19 protein-coding genes are annotated in these 15,507 nt (G+C 64.9%); 15 read left to right on the top strand and 4 right to left on the bottom strand.

Annotated elements, in window-relative coordinates; genetic code table 11:
- The first annotated feature begins 171 nt into the window (after positions 1-171).
- From AC3A3H_RS02840 to AC3A3H_RS02830, 3 genes are all read left to right on the top strand, one after another.
- A complete protein-coding gene (locus AC3A3H_RS02840) occupies positions 172-486 on the top strand; it encodes a hypothetical protein (RefSeq protein ID WP_487613029.1) in 315 nt (104 codons plus the stop codon).
- Between the two features lie 281 nt (positions 487-767).
- Entirely contained in the window at positions 768-1,184 is a 417-nt protein-coding gene (locus AC3A3H_RS02835) for a DUF7144 family membrane protein (protein WP_487613028.1), read from the top strand.
- A 221-nt stretch (positions 1,185-1,405) separates the two neighbouring features.
- A complete protein-coding gene (locus AC3A3H_RS02830) occupies positions 1,406-1,639 on the top strand; it encodes a hypothetical protein (protein WP_487613027.1) in 234 nt (77 codons plus the stop codon).
- A 47-nt stretch (positions 1,640-1,686) separates the two neighbouring features.
- On the opposite strand, the gene AC3A3H_RS02825 is transcribed toward AC3A3H_RS02830, so the two are convergent.
- Complete coding sequence (locus AC3A3H_RS02825; protein WP_487613026.1) at positions 1,687-1,839, bottom strand: hypothetical protein; 153 nt, start codon at positions 1,837-1,839, stop codon at positions 1,687-1,689.
- 364 nt (positions 1,840-2,203) lie between these two features.
- Between AC3A3H_RS02825 and AC3A3H_RS02820 the strand changes: the two genes are divergently transcribed.
- The 4 genes from AC3A3H_RS02820 to AC3A3H_RS02805 all read left to right on the top strand — a co-directional run bounded on the left by AC3A3H_RS02820 (position 2,204) and on the right by AC3A3H_RS02805 (position 8,123).
- A complete protein-coding gene (locus AC3A3H_RS02820) occupies positions 2,204-2,449 on the top strand; it encodes a hypothetical protein (protein WP_487613025.1) in 246 nt (81 codons plus the stop codon).
- A 643-nt stretch (positions 2,450-3,092) separates the two neighbouring features.
- Positions 3,093-5,699 (top strand): AAA family ATPase, encoded by a 2,607-nt coding sequence (locus AC3A3H_RS02815; RefSeq protein WP_487613024.1) that lies wholly within the window; start codon positions 3,093-3,095, stop codon positions 5,697-5,699.
- Positions 5,700-6,205: 506 nt separating this feature from the next.
- On the top strand, positions 6,206-7,369 hold the full coding sequence (locus AC3A3H_RS02810; RefSeq protein ID WP_487613023.1) for a site-specific integrase: 1,164 nt from the start codon (positions 6,206-6,208) through the stop codon (positions 7,367-7,369).
- Positions 7,370-7,526: 157 nt separating this feature from the next.
- Positions 7,527-8,123, top strand: a complete 597-nt coding sequence (locus AC3A3H_RS02805; protein ID WP_487613022.1) for a hypothetical protein — start codon at positions 7,527-7,529, stop codon at positions 8,121-8,123.
- On the opposite strand, the gene AC3A3H_RS02800 is transcribed toward AC3A3H_RS02805, so the two are convergent.
- On the bottom strand, positions 8,059-8,361 hold the full coding sequence (locus AC3A3H_RS02800) for a DUF2399 domain-containing protein (protein ID WP_487613080.1): 303 nt from the start codon (positions 8,359-8,361) through the stop codon (positions 8,059-8,061). The genes AC3A3H_RS02805 and AC3A3H_RS02800 overlap by 65 nt on opposite strands.
- Positions 8,362-8,652: 291 nt before the next feature.
- A complete protein-coding gene (locus tag AC3A3H_RS02795; RefSeq protein WP_487613021.1) occupies positions 8,653-9,465 on the bottom strand; it encodes an alpha/beta fold hydrolase in 813 nt (270 codons plus the stop codon).
- Positions 9,466-9,692: 227 nt separating this feature from the next.
- Here AC3A3H_RS02795 and AC3A3H_RS02790 point away from each other — a divergent pair, with 227 nt between their 5' ends.
- Positions 9,693-10,073 (top strand): DUF5655 domain-containing protein, encoded by a 381-nt coding sequence (locus AC3A3H_RS02790; RefSeq protein WP_487613020.1) that lies wholly within the window; start codon positions 9,693-9,695, stop codon positions 10,071-10,073.
- A 73-nt stretch (positions 10,074-10,146) separates the two neighbouring features.
- On the opposite strand, the gene AC3A3H_RS02785 is transcribed toward AC3A3H_RS02790, so the two are convergent.
- On the bottom strand, positions 10,147-10,527 hold the full coding sequence (locus tag AC3A3H_RS02785) for a hypothetical protein (protein ID WP_487613019.1): 381 nt from the start codon (positions 10,525-10,527) through the stop codon (positions 10,147-10,149).
- A 217-nt stretch (positions 10,528-10,744) separates the two neighbouring features.
- Between AC3A3H_RS02785 and trxA the strand changes: the two genes are divergently transcribed.
- From trxA to AC3A3H_RS02750, 7 genes are all read left to right on the top strand, one after another.
- The gene (gene trxA, locus AC3A3H_RS02780; RefSeq protein ID WP_487613079.1) at positions 10,745-11,134 is read left to right on the top strand and encodes a thioredoxin; all 390 of its coding nucleotides are present in this window, start codon (positions 10,745-10,747) and stop codon (positions 11,132-11,134) included.
- Between the two features lie 77 nt (positions 11,135-11,211).
- On the top strand, positions 11,212-11,484 hold the full coding sequence (locus AC3A3H_RS02775; RefSeq protein ID WP_487613018.1) for a metal-sensitive transcriptional regulator: 273 nt from the start codon (positions 11,212-11,214) through the stop codon (positions 11,482-11,484).
- Between the two features lie 4 nt (positions 11,485-11,488).
- Positions 11,489-11,842 carry a DsrE family protein gene (locus AC3A3H_RS02770; RefSeq protein ID WP_487613017.1) on the top strand — a complete coding sequence of 118 codons (354 nt, stop codon included), beginning with the start codon at positions 11,489-11,491 and terminating at the stop codon, positions 11,840-11,842.
- Positions 11,843-11,992: 150 nt separating this feature from the next.
- The gene (locus AC3A3H_RS02765; protein WP_487613016.1) at positions 11,993-13,513 is read left to right on the top strand and encodes a multicopper oxidase family protein; all 1,521 of its coding nucleotides are present in this window, start codon (positions 11,993-11,995) and stop codon (positions 13,511-13,513) included.
- A 569-nt stretch (positions 13,514-14,082) separates the two neighbouring features.
- Positions 14,083-14,331, top strand: a complete 249-nt coding sequence (locus AC3A3H_RS02760; RefSeq protein WP_487613015.1) for a hypothetical protein — start codon at positions 14,083-14,085, stop codon at positions 14,329-14,331.
- A gap of 111 nt (positions 14,332-14,442) precedes the next feature.
- Positions 14,443-14,931, top strand: coding sequence for a hypothetical protein (locus AC3A3H_RS02755; RefSeq protein ID WP_487613014.1), 489 nt, complete (start codon positions 14,443-14,445; stop codon positions 14,929-14,931).
- Between the two features lie 27 nt (positions 14,932-14,958).
- Entirely contained in the window at positions 14,959-15,339 is a 381-nt protein-coding gene (locus tag AC3A3H_RS02750; protein WP_487613013.1) for a VOC family protein, read from the top strand.
- Positions 15,340-15,507: the final 168 nt, after the last annotated feature.

Here is a 15,507-nt window from a genome sequence, read left to right as displayed (position 1 = left end):
CGAGCAGCACACGGCCAAGGGCCCAGGCTGCATGCTTACCTTGCTTGCCGCCACGAACGGCGATGCACGTCTACCTACGTAGCATCGCCGTTCCCGTTACCAATCGCCTGAGGCAGACACTACGGCGCTGTTTGGTGGTGCCACTTCTCCTCGATCTTTGAGGAATGAGCCGTGAAAGCCGAATCACCCAGGCCACCCGCCCACGACTCCCGCCTCGGTCGACGCGACGAGGGCATCCGCGTCAAGCTCGTCGACCGCGGCGGCAGCGTCGAGTTCCACGGCATCCGCTTCGGCATCAGCCGCGACTACAGCAAGAAACGCATCGCGATCCTCGACACCGGCCCCACCATCATGTTCTTCGACCTCGACGGCACCCTCATCATCGAACAACCCTGGCCCTCACCCGGCGTCAAATACGTCAGCAACGGCCGACCCCGCGGCCGCCGACCCAACCCGCGACCCGACGAATTGTCACCGATGTCCTGAGACACCAACCGCTTCCGATGTCCTGAGACACTTCCGCTTCCGATGTCCTGAGACAAGACATACGTGGAATGGCTTCCGTTACGACCTGATTCACACCATCTCGATCGAGCCGTTGGTCGCCAGATCTTGGACTTCAGACGCGCGTTCAAACGGCCATCCCGGGCGGTCACTGAAGCCGCCCTTAGAGCATAAAATGCCCCATTGCCACACCTCGGATGCGCGCATCATGATTCGGCTGACAGCAGTTTCGCGCTTCACCTGCACACAGGAAGTTGGCAATCATGTCTCAAACACAGACTCGGGAACCAGCGCAACGAACCGGCTGGGTCGGTTGGATCTACTTCGCTGGGGTCGTGCTGCTCATCGGAGCCGCCATCGACATCTTCTACGGGATCATGGCCATTATCGGGCCGAACACGGCGTACTTCGTCGGCCCGAACGGCAGAGCCGCATCGTTCAACGTTGCCGCCTGGGGATGGTGGTCCCTGATCGTCGGTATCGCCCTGATCGTCGCGGCCGCCTGCCTGCTGACCGGAAAGACCTGGGCTCGCGTGCTCGTCGTCATCATCGTCGCGATCAATGCGGTGTCCCACCTGATGTCGTTGCCCGCGCAGCCGTGGTGGGCGATCATCATGGTCGCCCTCGACGTGCTCGTGATCTACGCGGTCACCGTGCACGGGCGCGAACTGCGGTCCTGACCCGTCGGCTCGCGCGGTCGGCAGCGAGTTCGCGTGCGGCGTCGGGTTTCCCACGGTTACAGGTGTTCCGTGGACGCGCTGGTGGCGCACGCGAGCTGCGAGACGATGACGTCTCCGATGGGGCTGGCCAATCCGGAGAACACGAGTCACACTGTGCACACCCGGCACTTCCGGCACTTCGCGAGCGAGGACCAGTGCCGGCGGTTTGGGGAGGTACAGCCGTGACCATTCGAACATCCGTCGCCCACCAACCGCACCCCGACGAGACCTCACCGGTTCCGTATTTGCGAAACGGCCAGCTCATCTCGCTGATCCGGTGGAACCGGGTCGCCGGCGACTGGAAGTACACCACCCTGCTCGTCGAATACGCGGGCCGCGACGACAAGCACTGGCAGGTCATCGCTCACGGTCAGCCGACAACACTCGACCGTGCCGAGTGGGCCATCTTCAACTAGCCCTGCCACATAGCTGTCACGATCGCGATCGCACTGCGACCGTTGCGTTACGGCGTGCCGTCGCCCGATCGTGGGACGGCGCCGACTTGTGGCGCCAGCACCACCTTGAGCAGCTCGCCGAGCAGCAGCAGCAGCAGCACCACCCCGGGCACGAGACAGATGCCCCACTGAGCGGCGGTGAGCGGAACGGTGGCGAACATGCCCTGCAGCACCTCGGTCTGGGTGATCAGGATCGAGCCGAGTACTGCCCAGGCGAACGCGCACAGTGGCGACGTGGGTCCGGTGAGTTGCAGAGCGCGTGGAGGAATCGGGCTTGGATTCGACTGCGCCGAACCGTTCTCGTCAGGGACGTGAGTGTCTTTCCGCCGCCCGATCGTAGCTCCCTCCCGGTGCTCTGTGCCGGGCTTTCGCGGCGTATCCTCCTCTGCTGCGCTCCCCCGGTACTCCACGGTCCCGGCACTCCGCCCCGTCCGCTCGCTCTCGATCACCCGCCGGAAAGGCACTCAAAACTGATCGACCTTGGGAGTGAGCGGGATGCGTGTTTTCATCATTGACACCAGCAACATGGCACCCGAGTTGCAAGGCGGACTCATCGGCGTGGAAGGGTCCTCGAACCCGGGCGCAGCCGAGAAGCAAGACTGCGTGGAGACCGTCAGCCAGTACGTGATGGACGGGTGGGCGATCGCCTCCGACCCGATCACCCCGATCGGCTGGCTCGCGGCCCTCACGGCGGAAGCAGCGTGCGTGCCCTTCGTCAACTTCACCCGGATCGCTCTGAAGGAGCCCGTGCTGCGAGCGGTTCGCGTCTGAGTCAGCGACCATCGGCCAAGCTGTATTGCCGAACGATTCAGCATCGTGGGAACCCGCATGCCGTCCGCTGGGATCTGGTCGCGAGCGAGTGATTTCTGCGAATTTCGGATTTGCGCGTCAAATCCGGCTGGGAAACACAACGTGTAGGTATGAGGGCAATCGTTTCGGACACCGCACCGCAGCGCAGCTCGCCGGCGAGACTGTCGGACGTCTCCAACGTGAGCTGCCGTGGCCGCGAAACGGACGGTTCTGCACTCAATGAGCTCGTCGAAGTCGTCACGGCTAGGAAATTCACAGCCGAGGGCGGACTGCCTGCTCAAACCGCCGGAAACACAGGCCACATTCGGCCGCTCACCGCTGTCGGGACAGGGAGCGGATTCGGTGAAAAGCAGCAGCGCGCGCCAAATGCGCGCCAAAACGCTCGCCGAACCGGAAGTAATAAGTAGAGGGAGTTCTTTTTCCGAAAGGACAAGACTGTCGAGTTTCGGGAAGCCCGAGACAGGTTAGCGGGAGGTGAGTGCAGGTGCGAGGTGGAGTAGCCAGATGGAAGCGGGGACAGTCCTCCCATGGGGTCAAGCAAGCGGTCAACTACGCCTTCAGCGGGGTCTGTGACGCCACCCTCACCGCCAAGACCGCCGACGGGGTGATCGCCGCCGCCGGCTACGCCGACGCCGTCATGACCCGGTACATCGTCGAGAACGGTGCCATCCGCGACGACCTCCTCACCCGAGTCCAGCTCAAGGACTGGGTGGACGGCCTCGACCCCCTCACCGGTGAACGCCGCGGCCGGGACCTGGAGGTCCCCGTGGCGGACCTGATTCTGGATGCGACGATCAACGCGCCGAAGTCGTTCTCGATCGCCGCCATGCTCGACCCCGAGTTGGCCGCCGCCTACGAAGACCTGCAAGACCGACTCCGGGATCGGATCATCAAGCTGTGGCAGTCCGAGCTCAACGCCCGTCGCGGCAAAGGCGGCGTCATCCGCGAAGACCTGGCCCGGATCGAAGTCGTCGAACTCCGCCACGAACGATCCCGCTCCCTGGACCCGCACAAGCACCGCCACCTCTGGCTGAACGTCAAAGTCCAAGGCCAAGACGGCAAGTGGTCCAACGTCGACACGAGGGTCACGTTGCGGTTCCAGAACGTAATCAACGCCGAAGGCGACCTCGCCTCCCGCACCGACCCCACCTGGATCAACGCCCTCGCTGCCAGAGGGTTCACCCTCAACGACGAAGGGGAGATCAGCCAGTTGCAGCATCTGGTGCGGCCGATGTCCAAGCGATCGGCGCAGATCGAAGCCAACAAGCTCTCGCGGATCGCCTGGTGGAGCCAGCAGCACCCTGGGCAGGAGCCCTCCCATGACGTGCTCAGTCAGATCGACCACTGGGCGTGGGCCGTCGGCCGACCCAACAAGCCGGGCGAACTGGACGAAGACGACTGGGCGGCGCTCGTCCGTGAAGAACTCTTTACCGCCGACCCTGTGCTCGGACTGAAGCACTCCCCCGCGCCGCTACCTAACATCGCCGTCCAGGACCTCGACATCGGGTTGCTGGCAGCCCAGGCTGTTGTCGACGCGGATGCCCGCTCGACCGGCAGCGGCGGCCGCTTCAGCTGGATGGACGTGCGCGCCGGGGCGCTCCGCGCGATCGCCGCGACAGGCGTCGTCGCCAACCGCGAAGACCTCGCGAAACTCGCTGAGGAAGTCATAGCGCACTCCCCAACAGTGACGCTGATCTCCGAGCCGGACGCTCCGAAGCACGTCAAGCACCTCATGGCGGTCTCCACCGCCACGCTGAAGGCCACGCTCGCGCAAAAGGTCGACGCGTTCTCCGCGCCTGGGCAGATCCTCGACACTGTCGAGGTCGCCGCGATCGGCCACGCAATCGAACCCGACCGAGTTCTGGATGATGGGCAGCTCGATGGCGCGGCAGCGATCGGTGGCACCTCGCCTAGTGTCGTCATCTCCGGCCCGGCCGGCACCGGCAAGACAACGATGCTCAAGGTGGCTGGGGCAGCGCTGCGGCGTCGGGGTCACAAGATGATCATCGTCGCACCAACCAAGAAGGCTTCCGCTGTCGCCGGACGCGAGACGATGAGCGCATCGTCATCCCTCCACCAGCTCCTTCACGATTTTGGATGGCGCTGGGCAGCTGATGCGTCCGGGGCAACCGTGTGGAAGCGCCTCTCGATTGGCGAGAGGGATCTGGTGACGGGGGCAATCTACAACGGCCCACGGATCCGCATCGATCGGGGTGACCGCATCGTCGTTGACGAGGCTGGCATGCTGGACCTCGAGGCCGCGTCAGCCCTCCTCGATGTCGCGCACGCCACCGGCGCGGGAGTCGCTCTCGTCGGCGACGAGCAACAAGCCCTCCCGGTAGGGCACTCTGGTGCCATGGCGCTCTTCTGGCGCCGGTCACCTCAGCGTGTTGAGCTCACGACTACGCATCGATTCAAAGATCCCGAGTGGGCGGAACTTATGCTTCGACTTCGGGATCCCGTAGACCAGGCAGCCATGTGGGGCGTGGCCACCAACATCGTTCGTACTGAGCACGCTGTGATGGCAGATAGCGACCTCGCCGCGCGCGCGGCGATGGTCGAAGGATGGTTCGACGCCGCACGCGATCGAGAGACGATATCCCTAGTCACGGCGACTCACACTGAAGCGCAGGAGATCAGCGAAGCGATCCAGGCCCGCCGGATCGCATCTGGCGCGATCTCCACGGGACGCGCGGTTTCCGGACAGGGTGGACAGACAATCTTTGTCGGCGACGTAGTTCAGTCGCGCCGGAATGACTCGGTCGCCAACGTGCAGAATCGCCAGAACTGGATCGTGAAGACCATCAGCAAGGACAGCGTCATCCTTGCCGCCAGCAGCGATACGACCGACCTTCGGAAAGTCAGCCTGGCCTACGCCGCGTCGCACATTCACCTCGCATACGCCACAACCGTCTACGGAGTCCAAGGCGAGACGACCGACCGCTCCCTCGTCGGTCCGGGAGTTGACGCAGCGGGCCTCTATGTCGGTCTTACTCGCGGCAAGGAGCACAACTCTGTCGTGCTCGTTGCTCCGACAGAAGACGCTGCGAGATCAGAACTGGTCGAACTGATGCAACGCCGAACGGTAGAAGAAACGATGGAGAAGTCTCGAGCGGCCGCCAGGTCGGAACTGCGGCGCGCTGCCCAGTCAGCCGCTGGACCGCTCGTCGAGGCTCCTGCGCGGCACGCCGCTTCGGTTGGCATCGAATGATCAAGCTGAGGGCTCTACCGGGCGAGCCCCGTCGCCCACAGTTGGCGGCCAAGGATATTGACGCCGTCCAACGTCCCGCCCCGCGGATCGAACCCGAATATCGCGATACCCAGCTGATCGGCGCGATCAATCGCTCCGGGACGAACGCCGCGACGAACAAAGATCAGTCCCCGACGTCCGTCGGACGTGACGAGCGACGCCGCACGCTCAACGAGTTCCAAGCCGATGTTCCCCCGCCCGTTCTCAACCCACCCGAGGTAACGAGAACCATACAGATCGCAGATCCGGTGCGGTTCACCTCTGGCCACGACCGCGTCTATCTCACCGAGGTATCGCATCCACTCGGCGCAAAGCTCGACAGCTTCGTCGTCCGATGCTCCCCGCGGTCTTGGTTCTGGTGTCGCTCGCACAGGTCCAGAGTGCACCCATCCTCGGATAGCCGTCGAACTTGGAGATCCTGGAAAACGCCTCCCGGCGTCGTCGGTGGGGAGAGTTAGGTTCTGCCAATGGGAAGCATCGACGCTTACGAGTCGGCCAAAGGCCGGCGCTATCGTGTGCGCTGGCGTGACCCCGAGCACCAGCAGCGCGAGAAGCGAGGGTTCCGCACAAAGCGTGAAGCGGAGCTCTACAACGCAACCGTCGAAGTATCGATGGCGAGGGGGACTTACTTCGAGGCGTCTCAGTCCAAGATCACTGTCGGTGAGCTCGCTGAAGAGTGGCTCGCAAACAAGGAACAAGCCCTCAAACCATCAAGCTTCTCCCCCATCCGAATCGCTTGGCGCGTCTACGTCGAGCCACGCTGGGCCGCGACCCCGATCGGCGCGATCCGGCCATCCGCAGTCGAAAAGTGGATCCGGGAGCTGAGCCAGGGCAAAGCTCTGACTGTACGAGTCCGCCAAGGCAACGCCGGCAAGCCACGATCGGCCGGGGTCGTCCTCCGAGCGGTCGGGATCCTCGCGGGGATCCTCGACGTTGCGGTACGCGATGGCAGAATTCCCGCGAACCCGGCACGGGGCGCGAGCAATCTCCCGCGCAAGGCGAGCAAGAAGCGTCGCCGGTATCTGACCAACGAGGAGGTCTTCCGCTTCGCGCGGGCTGTACCCGACGACAAGCGCAGCGTCCTTGTGCTGACATTGGCCTACACCGGTATCCGGTGGGGCGAAGCCGTAGCGCTCACCGTGGACGACATCGACCTCGAACGCTGCCGTCTTGCTATCCACCAAACCGCTACTGAAGTTGACGGACTCATCCACGTCGGACCACCGAAGAGTTGGGAAGCCCGTTCGGTCCCCTTCCCAGCGTTCCTCGCCCCAAGGCTCGAGTCGCTCATCGAAGGGAAGAAGCGCAGCGACCTCGTGTTCCCAGCCCGTGCTGGCGGTTATCTCGCGCGCCCCGATACCGCTTGGAACCGGCAATCCTGGTGGCTGACAGCGCTGCGCGACGCAGGTCTTGAGCACATGACCCCACACGACCTCAAGCACACAGCCGCCAGCCTGGCTGTGAGTGCCGGCGCCAACGTCAAAGCTCTCCAGCGCATGCTGGGACACAAGTCCGCTGCGATGACGCTCGATACGTACGCAGACCTCTTCGAGGATGACCTTGGCTCAGTCGCTGATCGGCTCAACGAGAGGGTTCTTTCCGAAAGCGGTGGTAGTTTGTGGAGCACGTGACCTCTCCCACGTTCAAGCCGAGAGCTTGGAACGCGCCCTTGATTCAGGAGGGAGCGCTCCCCAGCGTCTGAAGGCCTATGTGGACTTGATTGCACATCGCTCATTGATCAACTCAATGAGCTCCTGACAGGTCTGCGCACCTAATACTCTGCACTACGTGGAAGACGAGGCTGCGCCCAAGCCCGAGTGGGCGGCTCTGCCTGCCGGTGCGCCCATCCGAGTTCGGGAATGGGCGATTCCACCTTTGTTCCTCCTTGGCCTGGCTGCAATTGAGACGTGGGCTGCGCTCAGCGCCGGCTCTCGGGGTGTGCCGCTGTTCTCGGCGTTCGCGGTCTCCATCTGCATCGTCGCTGCCAGCGTCCTGACGATCTTCGGCTACCTCGCGTATCGCGATCTCACAGCTCGGGCCGCCGAGCAATACCTCACATCAGTGATGGCCTCGCTCTTCCTGGCCGGCGCTCTGATGTCGCTTGGCTACGTCGGCTGGATTTTGCTGGCGCTGGTGGGACGCATGGCCGCCGACCGGACGTGGCGGCCACTCCGGCTGTTGCGCACGATCATGCCCAGACGCCGCTGGCAGCGCGTCGCGATCATCGCCGCCACGGTCGCGGTCATCGGCCTCGTCCTGCTCCCGATCGCGCGAATCCTGGACTCCATACCGCTGATCACGCTAGCCATCACAGGGCGAATCATCGGGCCCCTCGTCTTCGGCTTCGCGACTCGATTGCGACCGGGCGCGACGGGGCTGTTCTGAGCGACGAAAGCTCAAAGGTGTTTCGTCGCCACTCGTGCTCGAACGATCGTTTGCGAGTGGCAACCATGGGCCTCTTCGTGCCAAGGTTCGAGCGATCGAGATCCCGCCCGCGTCGAAGTCGCCGAAGGCTAGAACCGTCCTCGCCCAGTCGCGTCAGCAAGCGGACCACAGCGGCTCCAGTCTGTCCGTTGACGCAAACGAGCGGTGGCGCAGCGGCCCGTAACGGTCCGCGGCAGATGCGACCACCCCGGGGTTCTCACATGCCCAGACGACCTGCGGACAAGTGCCGATGCCATCGACCGCGAGCTGCCGATAGGTCAAGATCGCTGGCTGGCCTGACTCCGACAGGGCGGCGAGTGCTCGGGCCATCGGCGACGTCGCGCCGCTCGGAAGTCCGAGTGCGATGACCGTCGATGAGAGCTCGGCCGGACCGACAACCGGACCGGCGAAAGTTACGACAGCAGACTCGAGGTCCTCGGGCCACGCAGCTCGTGACAATGCGCTCGTGACCGCCCGGGTACGACGAGCCTCACGCAGCCTCAAGGAAGTGCAACGCTTCTTGGATGCTCCTGCGATCAGTTTGCGTCGCGGCGTGACCTTTGCCGGGATAAAGAACCAGCCGCCCGTTCGGGAGGCCGGAAGCGGTATCCCGAAACACTTCCGCACCGTAGAACCGGTCCCGTCCGCCCCCGATCACCAATGTGGGTGTGGCGATGTCCGGCAGCCGGGCAGTGAGGTCGAAGGCGTTCTCGGCGTCGATGGTGATGAGCATGTCACTCACGCTTTCGCCCTTCAGCGTCGGCCCCAGCAGCCAACCGAAGGCGGCCAACAGCCTCTGGTTGAGTGTGCTCGCCGCCAGCATGGACATCATCTGCGCGTTCGCCTGCCGTGTATTCCCTTCGCGTACGTTCTCGGCGATTCGGCGTTCGGCTGCCAGACCCGACGCTCCGAGACGGCATGCCGATGACAAGAGCACGAGCCTTCGAACAATGCCCGGGTGATCGGCGGCGAGCTGCAGTGCGACGGTTCCCCCCGTCGAGGATCCGATGACGTCCACCGGACCGTCGAACACATCGCCCAGCGCGGCCGCATAACCGCCCGCGATACCTTCCATTGTGGTCCCGGGCGACAACCCTTCGGGACGTTGCACCCACCACACCTCACGGTGCGAACTGAACGGCTTCACCTGGCCGACCTGGAACCAATGATCCATTCCTCGTGGCTGCCTGTGATGAGTTGTCAGCCCAGGCAAGTAGACAATCGGTCTGCCCGCTCCCACACGAAAGTACGCGAGACCGGCTCCAAGCGCTCCCCGTTCAGTTGGAGGGATTCTGTTACTCATCTGCATCTCCCCGCTGCGCCATTGCCCAGGCTGCCCATTCCTCGAGTCTTGCTCGTGCCCGTAACGCGCCGAAGGGCAGTTGGTCCCCTCGATCACGAGACTGATCCATGCTGTGAGGGCGCAGCCACAGGCAACCCCTTCGAGAGGCGACACGACTGGCACGGGCTCGCTTCTGCAGATCGGAGCGTACTGTCGTGGCATCGCCGGAAGCATCGGGAGGAAGAGTTGTGCTCGACTTCGATGTAGAGGACGCCCGGAACCTGGAGACCCTTTTTCCGGCCGGCACGCCAGGCCACCAGATATTCGGCTGCATCAGCGCTGCGATCGAGGAGCTCGGAGCGTCCGATGTTCACGTCACGAAGAGCGAAGCGGCATTTCGGCGCCGTCGCGGGTTCGCCTACGTGTGGCGACCAGGTCAATATGTGAACTCGGCGGTCCCCGCGGTGCTCTCGATCGCTCTTCGCTCGCCTCTCGAATCGGCTCGCTTCAAGCAGATCGTGCAGCCCTCCCCCAACGTCTGGATGCATCACCTCGAACTCAACTCGCCACAAGAAGTGGACCAGGAAGTACGGCACTGGTTGGCCGCCGCATTCGACGCGGCACGCTGACCTCCCGTTGGGGACTCCGTGCTTCGCGAGCGAGAAGGAGGACCGGGCTGGTCGCCGGCCCGGCGCCTGCAAGTCACGCAGTGGGTTCCCACACGTGCCCAACGGCGAACAGCGCCCAGAACACCGTCGGTAGTGCGGCCACGACCAACGCGGTCCACGAGACCCAATGACGGTCGCGCCGCACGACCGCCCAGACCGCGTCCGTCACACCCGCCACCGACAGCACAACGGAGATCTGCGCCGAATTGAACGCCGACCCCACGGCACCGGGAAGCTCGAGAGGAAGGAACAGTGCGCTTGCCAGCACCAGCACTGCCGCGAGACCGAGACCAAATGCCGCCCATGAGATGGCACCGGGTTTGACCGGCCTCTTCGAGCCCAATCGACGGCCCAACAACCATCCCAGTGCGAGCCCGATCGCAAGACCCAAAACGACTCCGACCGTGAGACTCATGGGTGGTCCCCTCTCGTGTCGAGCTGCCCGCTAGGGATTTGATGCTGCGCTGGGCAGGTGAGGGTTTCAAGGGCGAACGTCCCGCGAAGGCACTGGGCGACCGGCCCATCTACCCGAAGACAAGAGCCGCGACATTGAGAGCGATGAAGCCTCCTATGATCACCACGGCGACCACGGCAGAAACCCGAGCGCCAGGCTCGTCCACGGCAGCCGCCCGATTGCTGAAACGCACGGTCACAGCAAGCGGGAAGAAGAGGACCTCGCCCTGACCGCCGACACCCTCGGCGCCCGACTGCAGGAGAGCGACATCGTGCTGGTCGACTTCTGGGCGGCCTGGTGCGGCCCGTGCCTCATGTTCGCTCCGGTGTTCGAGGCCGCCTCCGAAAAGCACCCCGACATCGTCTTCGGCAAAGTCGACACCGAGGCCGAGCAGGCCCTCGCCGCCGCCGCCAGTATCACCTCGATCCCGACCCTGATGGCCTTCCGGGCCGGTGTCCTGGTCTTCGCACAACCCGGCGCGCTGCCCGCGGCCGCCCTCGAAGACCTTATCCAGCACGTCCGCGCAATCGACCCCGCCGAGCTCGCGAGTGCGAGCGTGACCCAATGACCACCCCGCGATACCCTGGAGGGTACCGAGGTGCGCCTTCGAGCCCGCCACCGGCACCCCGCAGAAAGAAGGAAACCGTGGCAGAGAATCCCACCCCCGCCGACATCAAGCCGGTGCTGAACCGGCTGCGCCGCGCGCAAGGCCAACTCAACGCCGTGATTGCCGCCGTCGAGAACGGGGGCAAATGCCGCGACGTCGTCATACAGCTCGCGGCCGTATCCAGCGCACTCGATAAGGCCGGCTTCCAGATCATCTCTACCGCTATGCAGAAATGTCTGAACGATCCGGAGGACACCACCGACCCGATGACCGTCGAAGAACTCGAGAAGCTCTTCATGACCCTCGCCTGAACGCATGGCAGACGCGGTGACCCCTGGCGTAGTCGTCCACCTCGACGAAGCAGAACCCGGCAAGCACCACTCGGTGCTGCGCAACGTGAGAAACCTGATGGACGCCCTCGGCCACGAGACGCACATCGAGCTCGTCACGCACGGCCCTGGCATCAGCATCCTCCTGGAGGACAGCCCGCAGCGCGAGGCCGTGCAAGCGCTCCACGACCAGGGCCTCGTCGTCACCGCGTGCAGGAACACCCTTCGCAGCGAAGACATCCCACCCGAACGGCTCGTCCCCGGCGCGGTCATCGTCCCCTCCGGCATCGCGCACCTCGTGCTGCGGCAACGCGAGGGCTGGTCGCACGTCCGACCGTGACGCGACCGAATGAACAGCTGCTGCTATGAGCTTCGCACCGTCCGCCCCCCAGACTGCGGGCGCCGTCGCCTCTCCCCCCACCCCGCGACGGCGTCGCCATCCCCCCTTTCTGTCCCGCCCGTGTCAGGGCGATCTCGCTGAGGCCTCCCGATGAACCCTCCACGCATCACGCGTCGCAGCCTCCTCCTCGGCGGCGCCGGCGTCGCCTCCGCGTTCGCCCTCGCCGCCTGCACCGGCGGCCCGAACCTCCTCACAGCGACCAGCGGCCCGGTCACCACGGCTGAGGAAGCACGCCGACGCACCGGACACGCCGCCCGCGTCCAACTGACCGCGGGGAGGACCGACATCGATCTGGCAGGCCGCACCGCCTCCACGTGGGCCTACAACGGCCAGATCCCTGGACCAACCATCCGCGCCACTGCTGGGGACACCATCCGGGCTCATGTGGTCAACCAGCTGCCGGACGACACCTCTGTGCACTGGCACGGCATCGCGCTACGCAACGACATGGACGGCGTGCCTCCCATCACCCAGCAGCCCATCCGCCCCGGAGCATCCTTCGACTACGACTTCACCGCCGACACTCCCGGAACCTACTGGTACCACCCGCACGTCGGCCCGCAACTCGACCGCGGCCTCCAAGGCCCGCTGATCATCGAAGACCCGCATGAACCGCTCGGCTACGACCACGACTGGGTACTCGTTCTCGACGACTGGCTCGACGGGGTCACCGCCACCCCCGACCACGTGCTCGCCGACCTGAAGAAGGGCATGAGCGGAATGGGAGGCATGGGCGGGATGATGGGCGGCGGCAAAGACGGCACCCCCACCCGCAACGGCAACCTGCTCACCGGCACCGGCTCCAGTCTGCTCGGCGGCGACTCCGGCGACGTCTACTACCCCTACTACCTCATCAACGGCCACCCAACAGCAGACCCCGCGACCTTCACCGCCAAACTCGGGCAACGAGTACGCCTGCGAGTGATCAACGCCGGCGGCGACACCGCGTTCCGATTCTCCGTCGGCGGCCATCGGCTCACCGTCACCCACACCGACGGATACCCGGTCAACCCAGTCCAGGGCGACAGCATCCTGCTCGGAATGGGCGAACGCTACGACGCTATCCTCACCATCGGCGACGGCGCCTTCCCGATCCTCGCCGAAGCCGTCGGCAAAGCCGCCCGCGGCTTCGCCGTCCTTCGTTCGAACCCCAGCAGTCCCACACCCAGCGCCGACGGCTCTGTGCCGAGAACGTCGCCGATCACCGCGTCAATTCTCACCGCCACCCCCGCCGACGTGCTGGGACCCCGCACCGCCGACCGTCGCATCGACATCGCCCTCACCGGAGGAATGATGAACTACGACTGGGGCATCAACGGCAAAGCCTTCGACATGAACAACCCCCTCGACGGCGCCTACGCCGTGCGGCAGGGCGAACGCGTCCAACTCACCATCGCCAACCAGACCATGATGTGGCACCCCTTCCACATCCACGGGCACACCTTCCAACTCGACGGCGGCCCCCGCAAAGACACCGCCATCGTGCTCCCGCACCGAACCCTTAGAGTTCTCCTCGACGCCGACAACCCCGGCCTCTGGATGACTCACTGCCACAACACTTACCACGCCGAATCCGGCATGATGGCCGTCCTCGGCTACGAGAAGACCTGAGATCGTGGAGCCCTATCGCGGCGTGGTGATCAGCCTCGCGGATCCAGAAACCACGAAGCCGGCGTATTCCGCGAGTAGAGCCAGTCTTCGACAGCCTCAATCCCTGGGCCGTCTTGCGCGAGTTGATCGAGGACATGCCTGGCGCCACCAGACGGCAGTGCTTCCTCCGCAGTCCGGGGGCCGCCGTTCCGGGTGAGCACGATCACCAGAGAACAACGATCCCGATCAGCAGAAGTGGGACAAAAAGCCACGAGGCCCAACAGAACGGCCACGCATCGTCCATCATCCACCCGAACACCGAGCGCTCCCTGCACTCGTAGTCTCCGGAGACCACAATCGAGGCAACCCGAGCAGCCGTGTTGGGTCATAGGTCCCTCGGGCAGCCGTCCGCACTACAGGCTCACGGGTTTCGATCCGCGGCGATAGCAGGAGGTCGAAGTCCGTTGCCCCCTGCGCGCGGTGAATCTATCCTGCTGTCAAGACGTGGGTCCACGACCGAGTAGGTCGGGCCGGCGAACACTTTCCCGAGTCCTCCCGCCCCTTCTGCCCAGCCGTGCGTGCTTGGGGTGATGACGATGTTGCTGAGGAAAGTCGACGAATTCGAAGTGGACGGACGACGCTTCACTCTGTACGAGGGCGGCTCTTTCGTGCTCTTCGAGGAGGATGGCGACGATGCGGAGGGCATCGGAGTGATCGAGCGATCCGATCACGAATTCATCGCGACGGCGTGGTGGCGGCCAGGGATGACGATGGCTGCTCCCTCTCTGCCGGCAGCGATCTGGGAACTGATCGCCCTCGACCCGCCGGGCCGCGGCTGACGGGTCGAGGGCGTCCGTCACCATCGAGCGCGTGACTCCGATCGGATTGCCGCTCGGCCCACGTGACTTTCGGCCCACGCGTCCAGTCCGTCGCACATGCACAGTGTGTACATGCAGCATGAGTCGTCGTACTCACCCCACACGATCACCGAAAAGGAGTCGCGCGTCCGGGTGCTCGGGGCGCGGGTGCTGGCCGTCGGCGGAACCGTGCTGATCGGTGCTCCGCTCGCCGCGCCGGTTGTGCTCATGGTCGCGGCGCTGATCGTGGATGGCCGGCCCCGGTTCGACTACCTGATCCCGGGTGAACTCGTCGCCGTCGTCTTCGCCGGCGCGGCCGGCCTACTCGCAGCAGCGATCCTGACGCGTCGATTCCGGTGGGCCACCGCCACCGGCTTGGCCCTCATCGTGGCCCTGTTCGCACTGATCGGTCTCACCGCGAACAGCACCGGTCTGGCATCTGGCGAGGCCCAAGCGGAGGGCTGGCCCCTGGCGCTCGTCGCGGGCACGTATTCGCTGTACGTGCTCGCCGTGCTCGCCGACACGGTCGTAGGGGTGCTGCTGTGCCGTCGTGTATTCACAGTCGGCAATGGACGAACGTGAGCGACCCGGGCTCGTAAGGAGAAGGTCATGTCCCATCCCGTAATCCACTTCGAGTTCGGGGCACCGGACGGCGGTGCGCTCGCCGACTTCTATGGCCGATTGTTCGGCTGGGAAGTCCGGCCCTCCGGCCCTGAGTACTGGCTCATCTCACCAGGAGAGGGTGCGCTCGCCGGAGGTGTCCTGCAGACCAGCGGCGGCATGCCGCCCTACTTCACCGTCTACGTCGCTGTCGACGACCTGGAGGCGACCCTGGCCAACGCGGAGAAGCTCGGCGCTTCACGAGTCGTCGAGCCGACGAGCGTGCCCGGTGTAGGGACGTTCTCGATGATCCGCGATCCCGCAGGCAACATGATCGGGATGATGGTCCAGGACGCAGGGGCATCCGACAGCGCAAGCGCTGCGTCCTGACAGGCGGTCGTCCTGACACGCTGTAGAGGGCTCACGAGCGATCCGCGCTCCCGGACGAGGTCGCATCGGATGCGGCATCGGCCCCGTCCTCAGGCTGCCTCCGACGCCGGAGCGCTCGCCCGATCAGGAACGCGCCTGCCCCGATCACGGCGATCGGCCAGAGCACAT

Source organism: Leifsonia sp. Soil_N53 (assembly GCF_057655165.1).
This window is presented reverse-complemented; position numbering and strand designations above follow the sequence as displayed.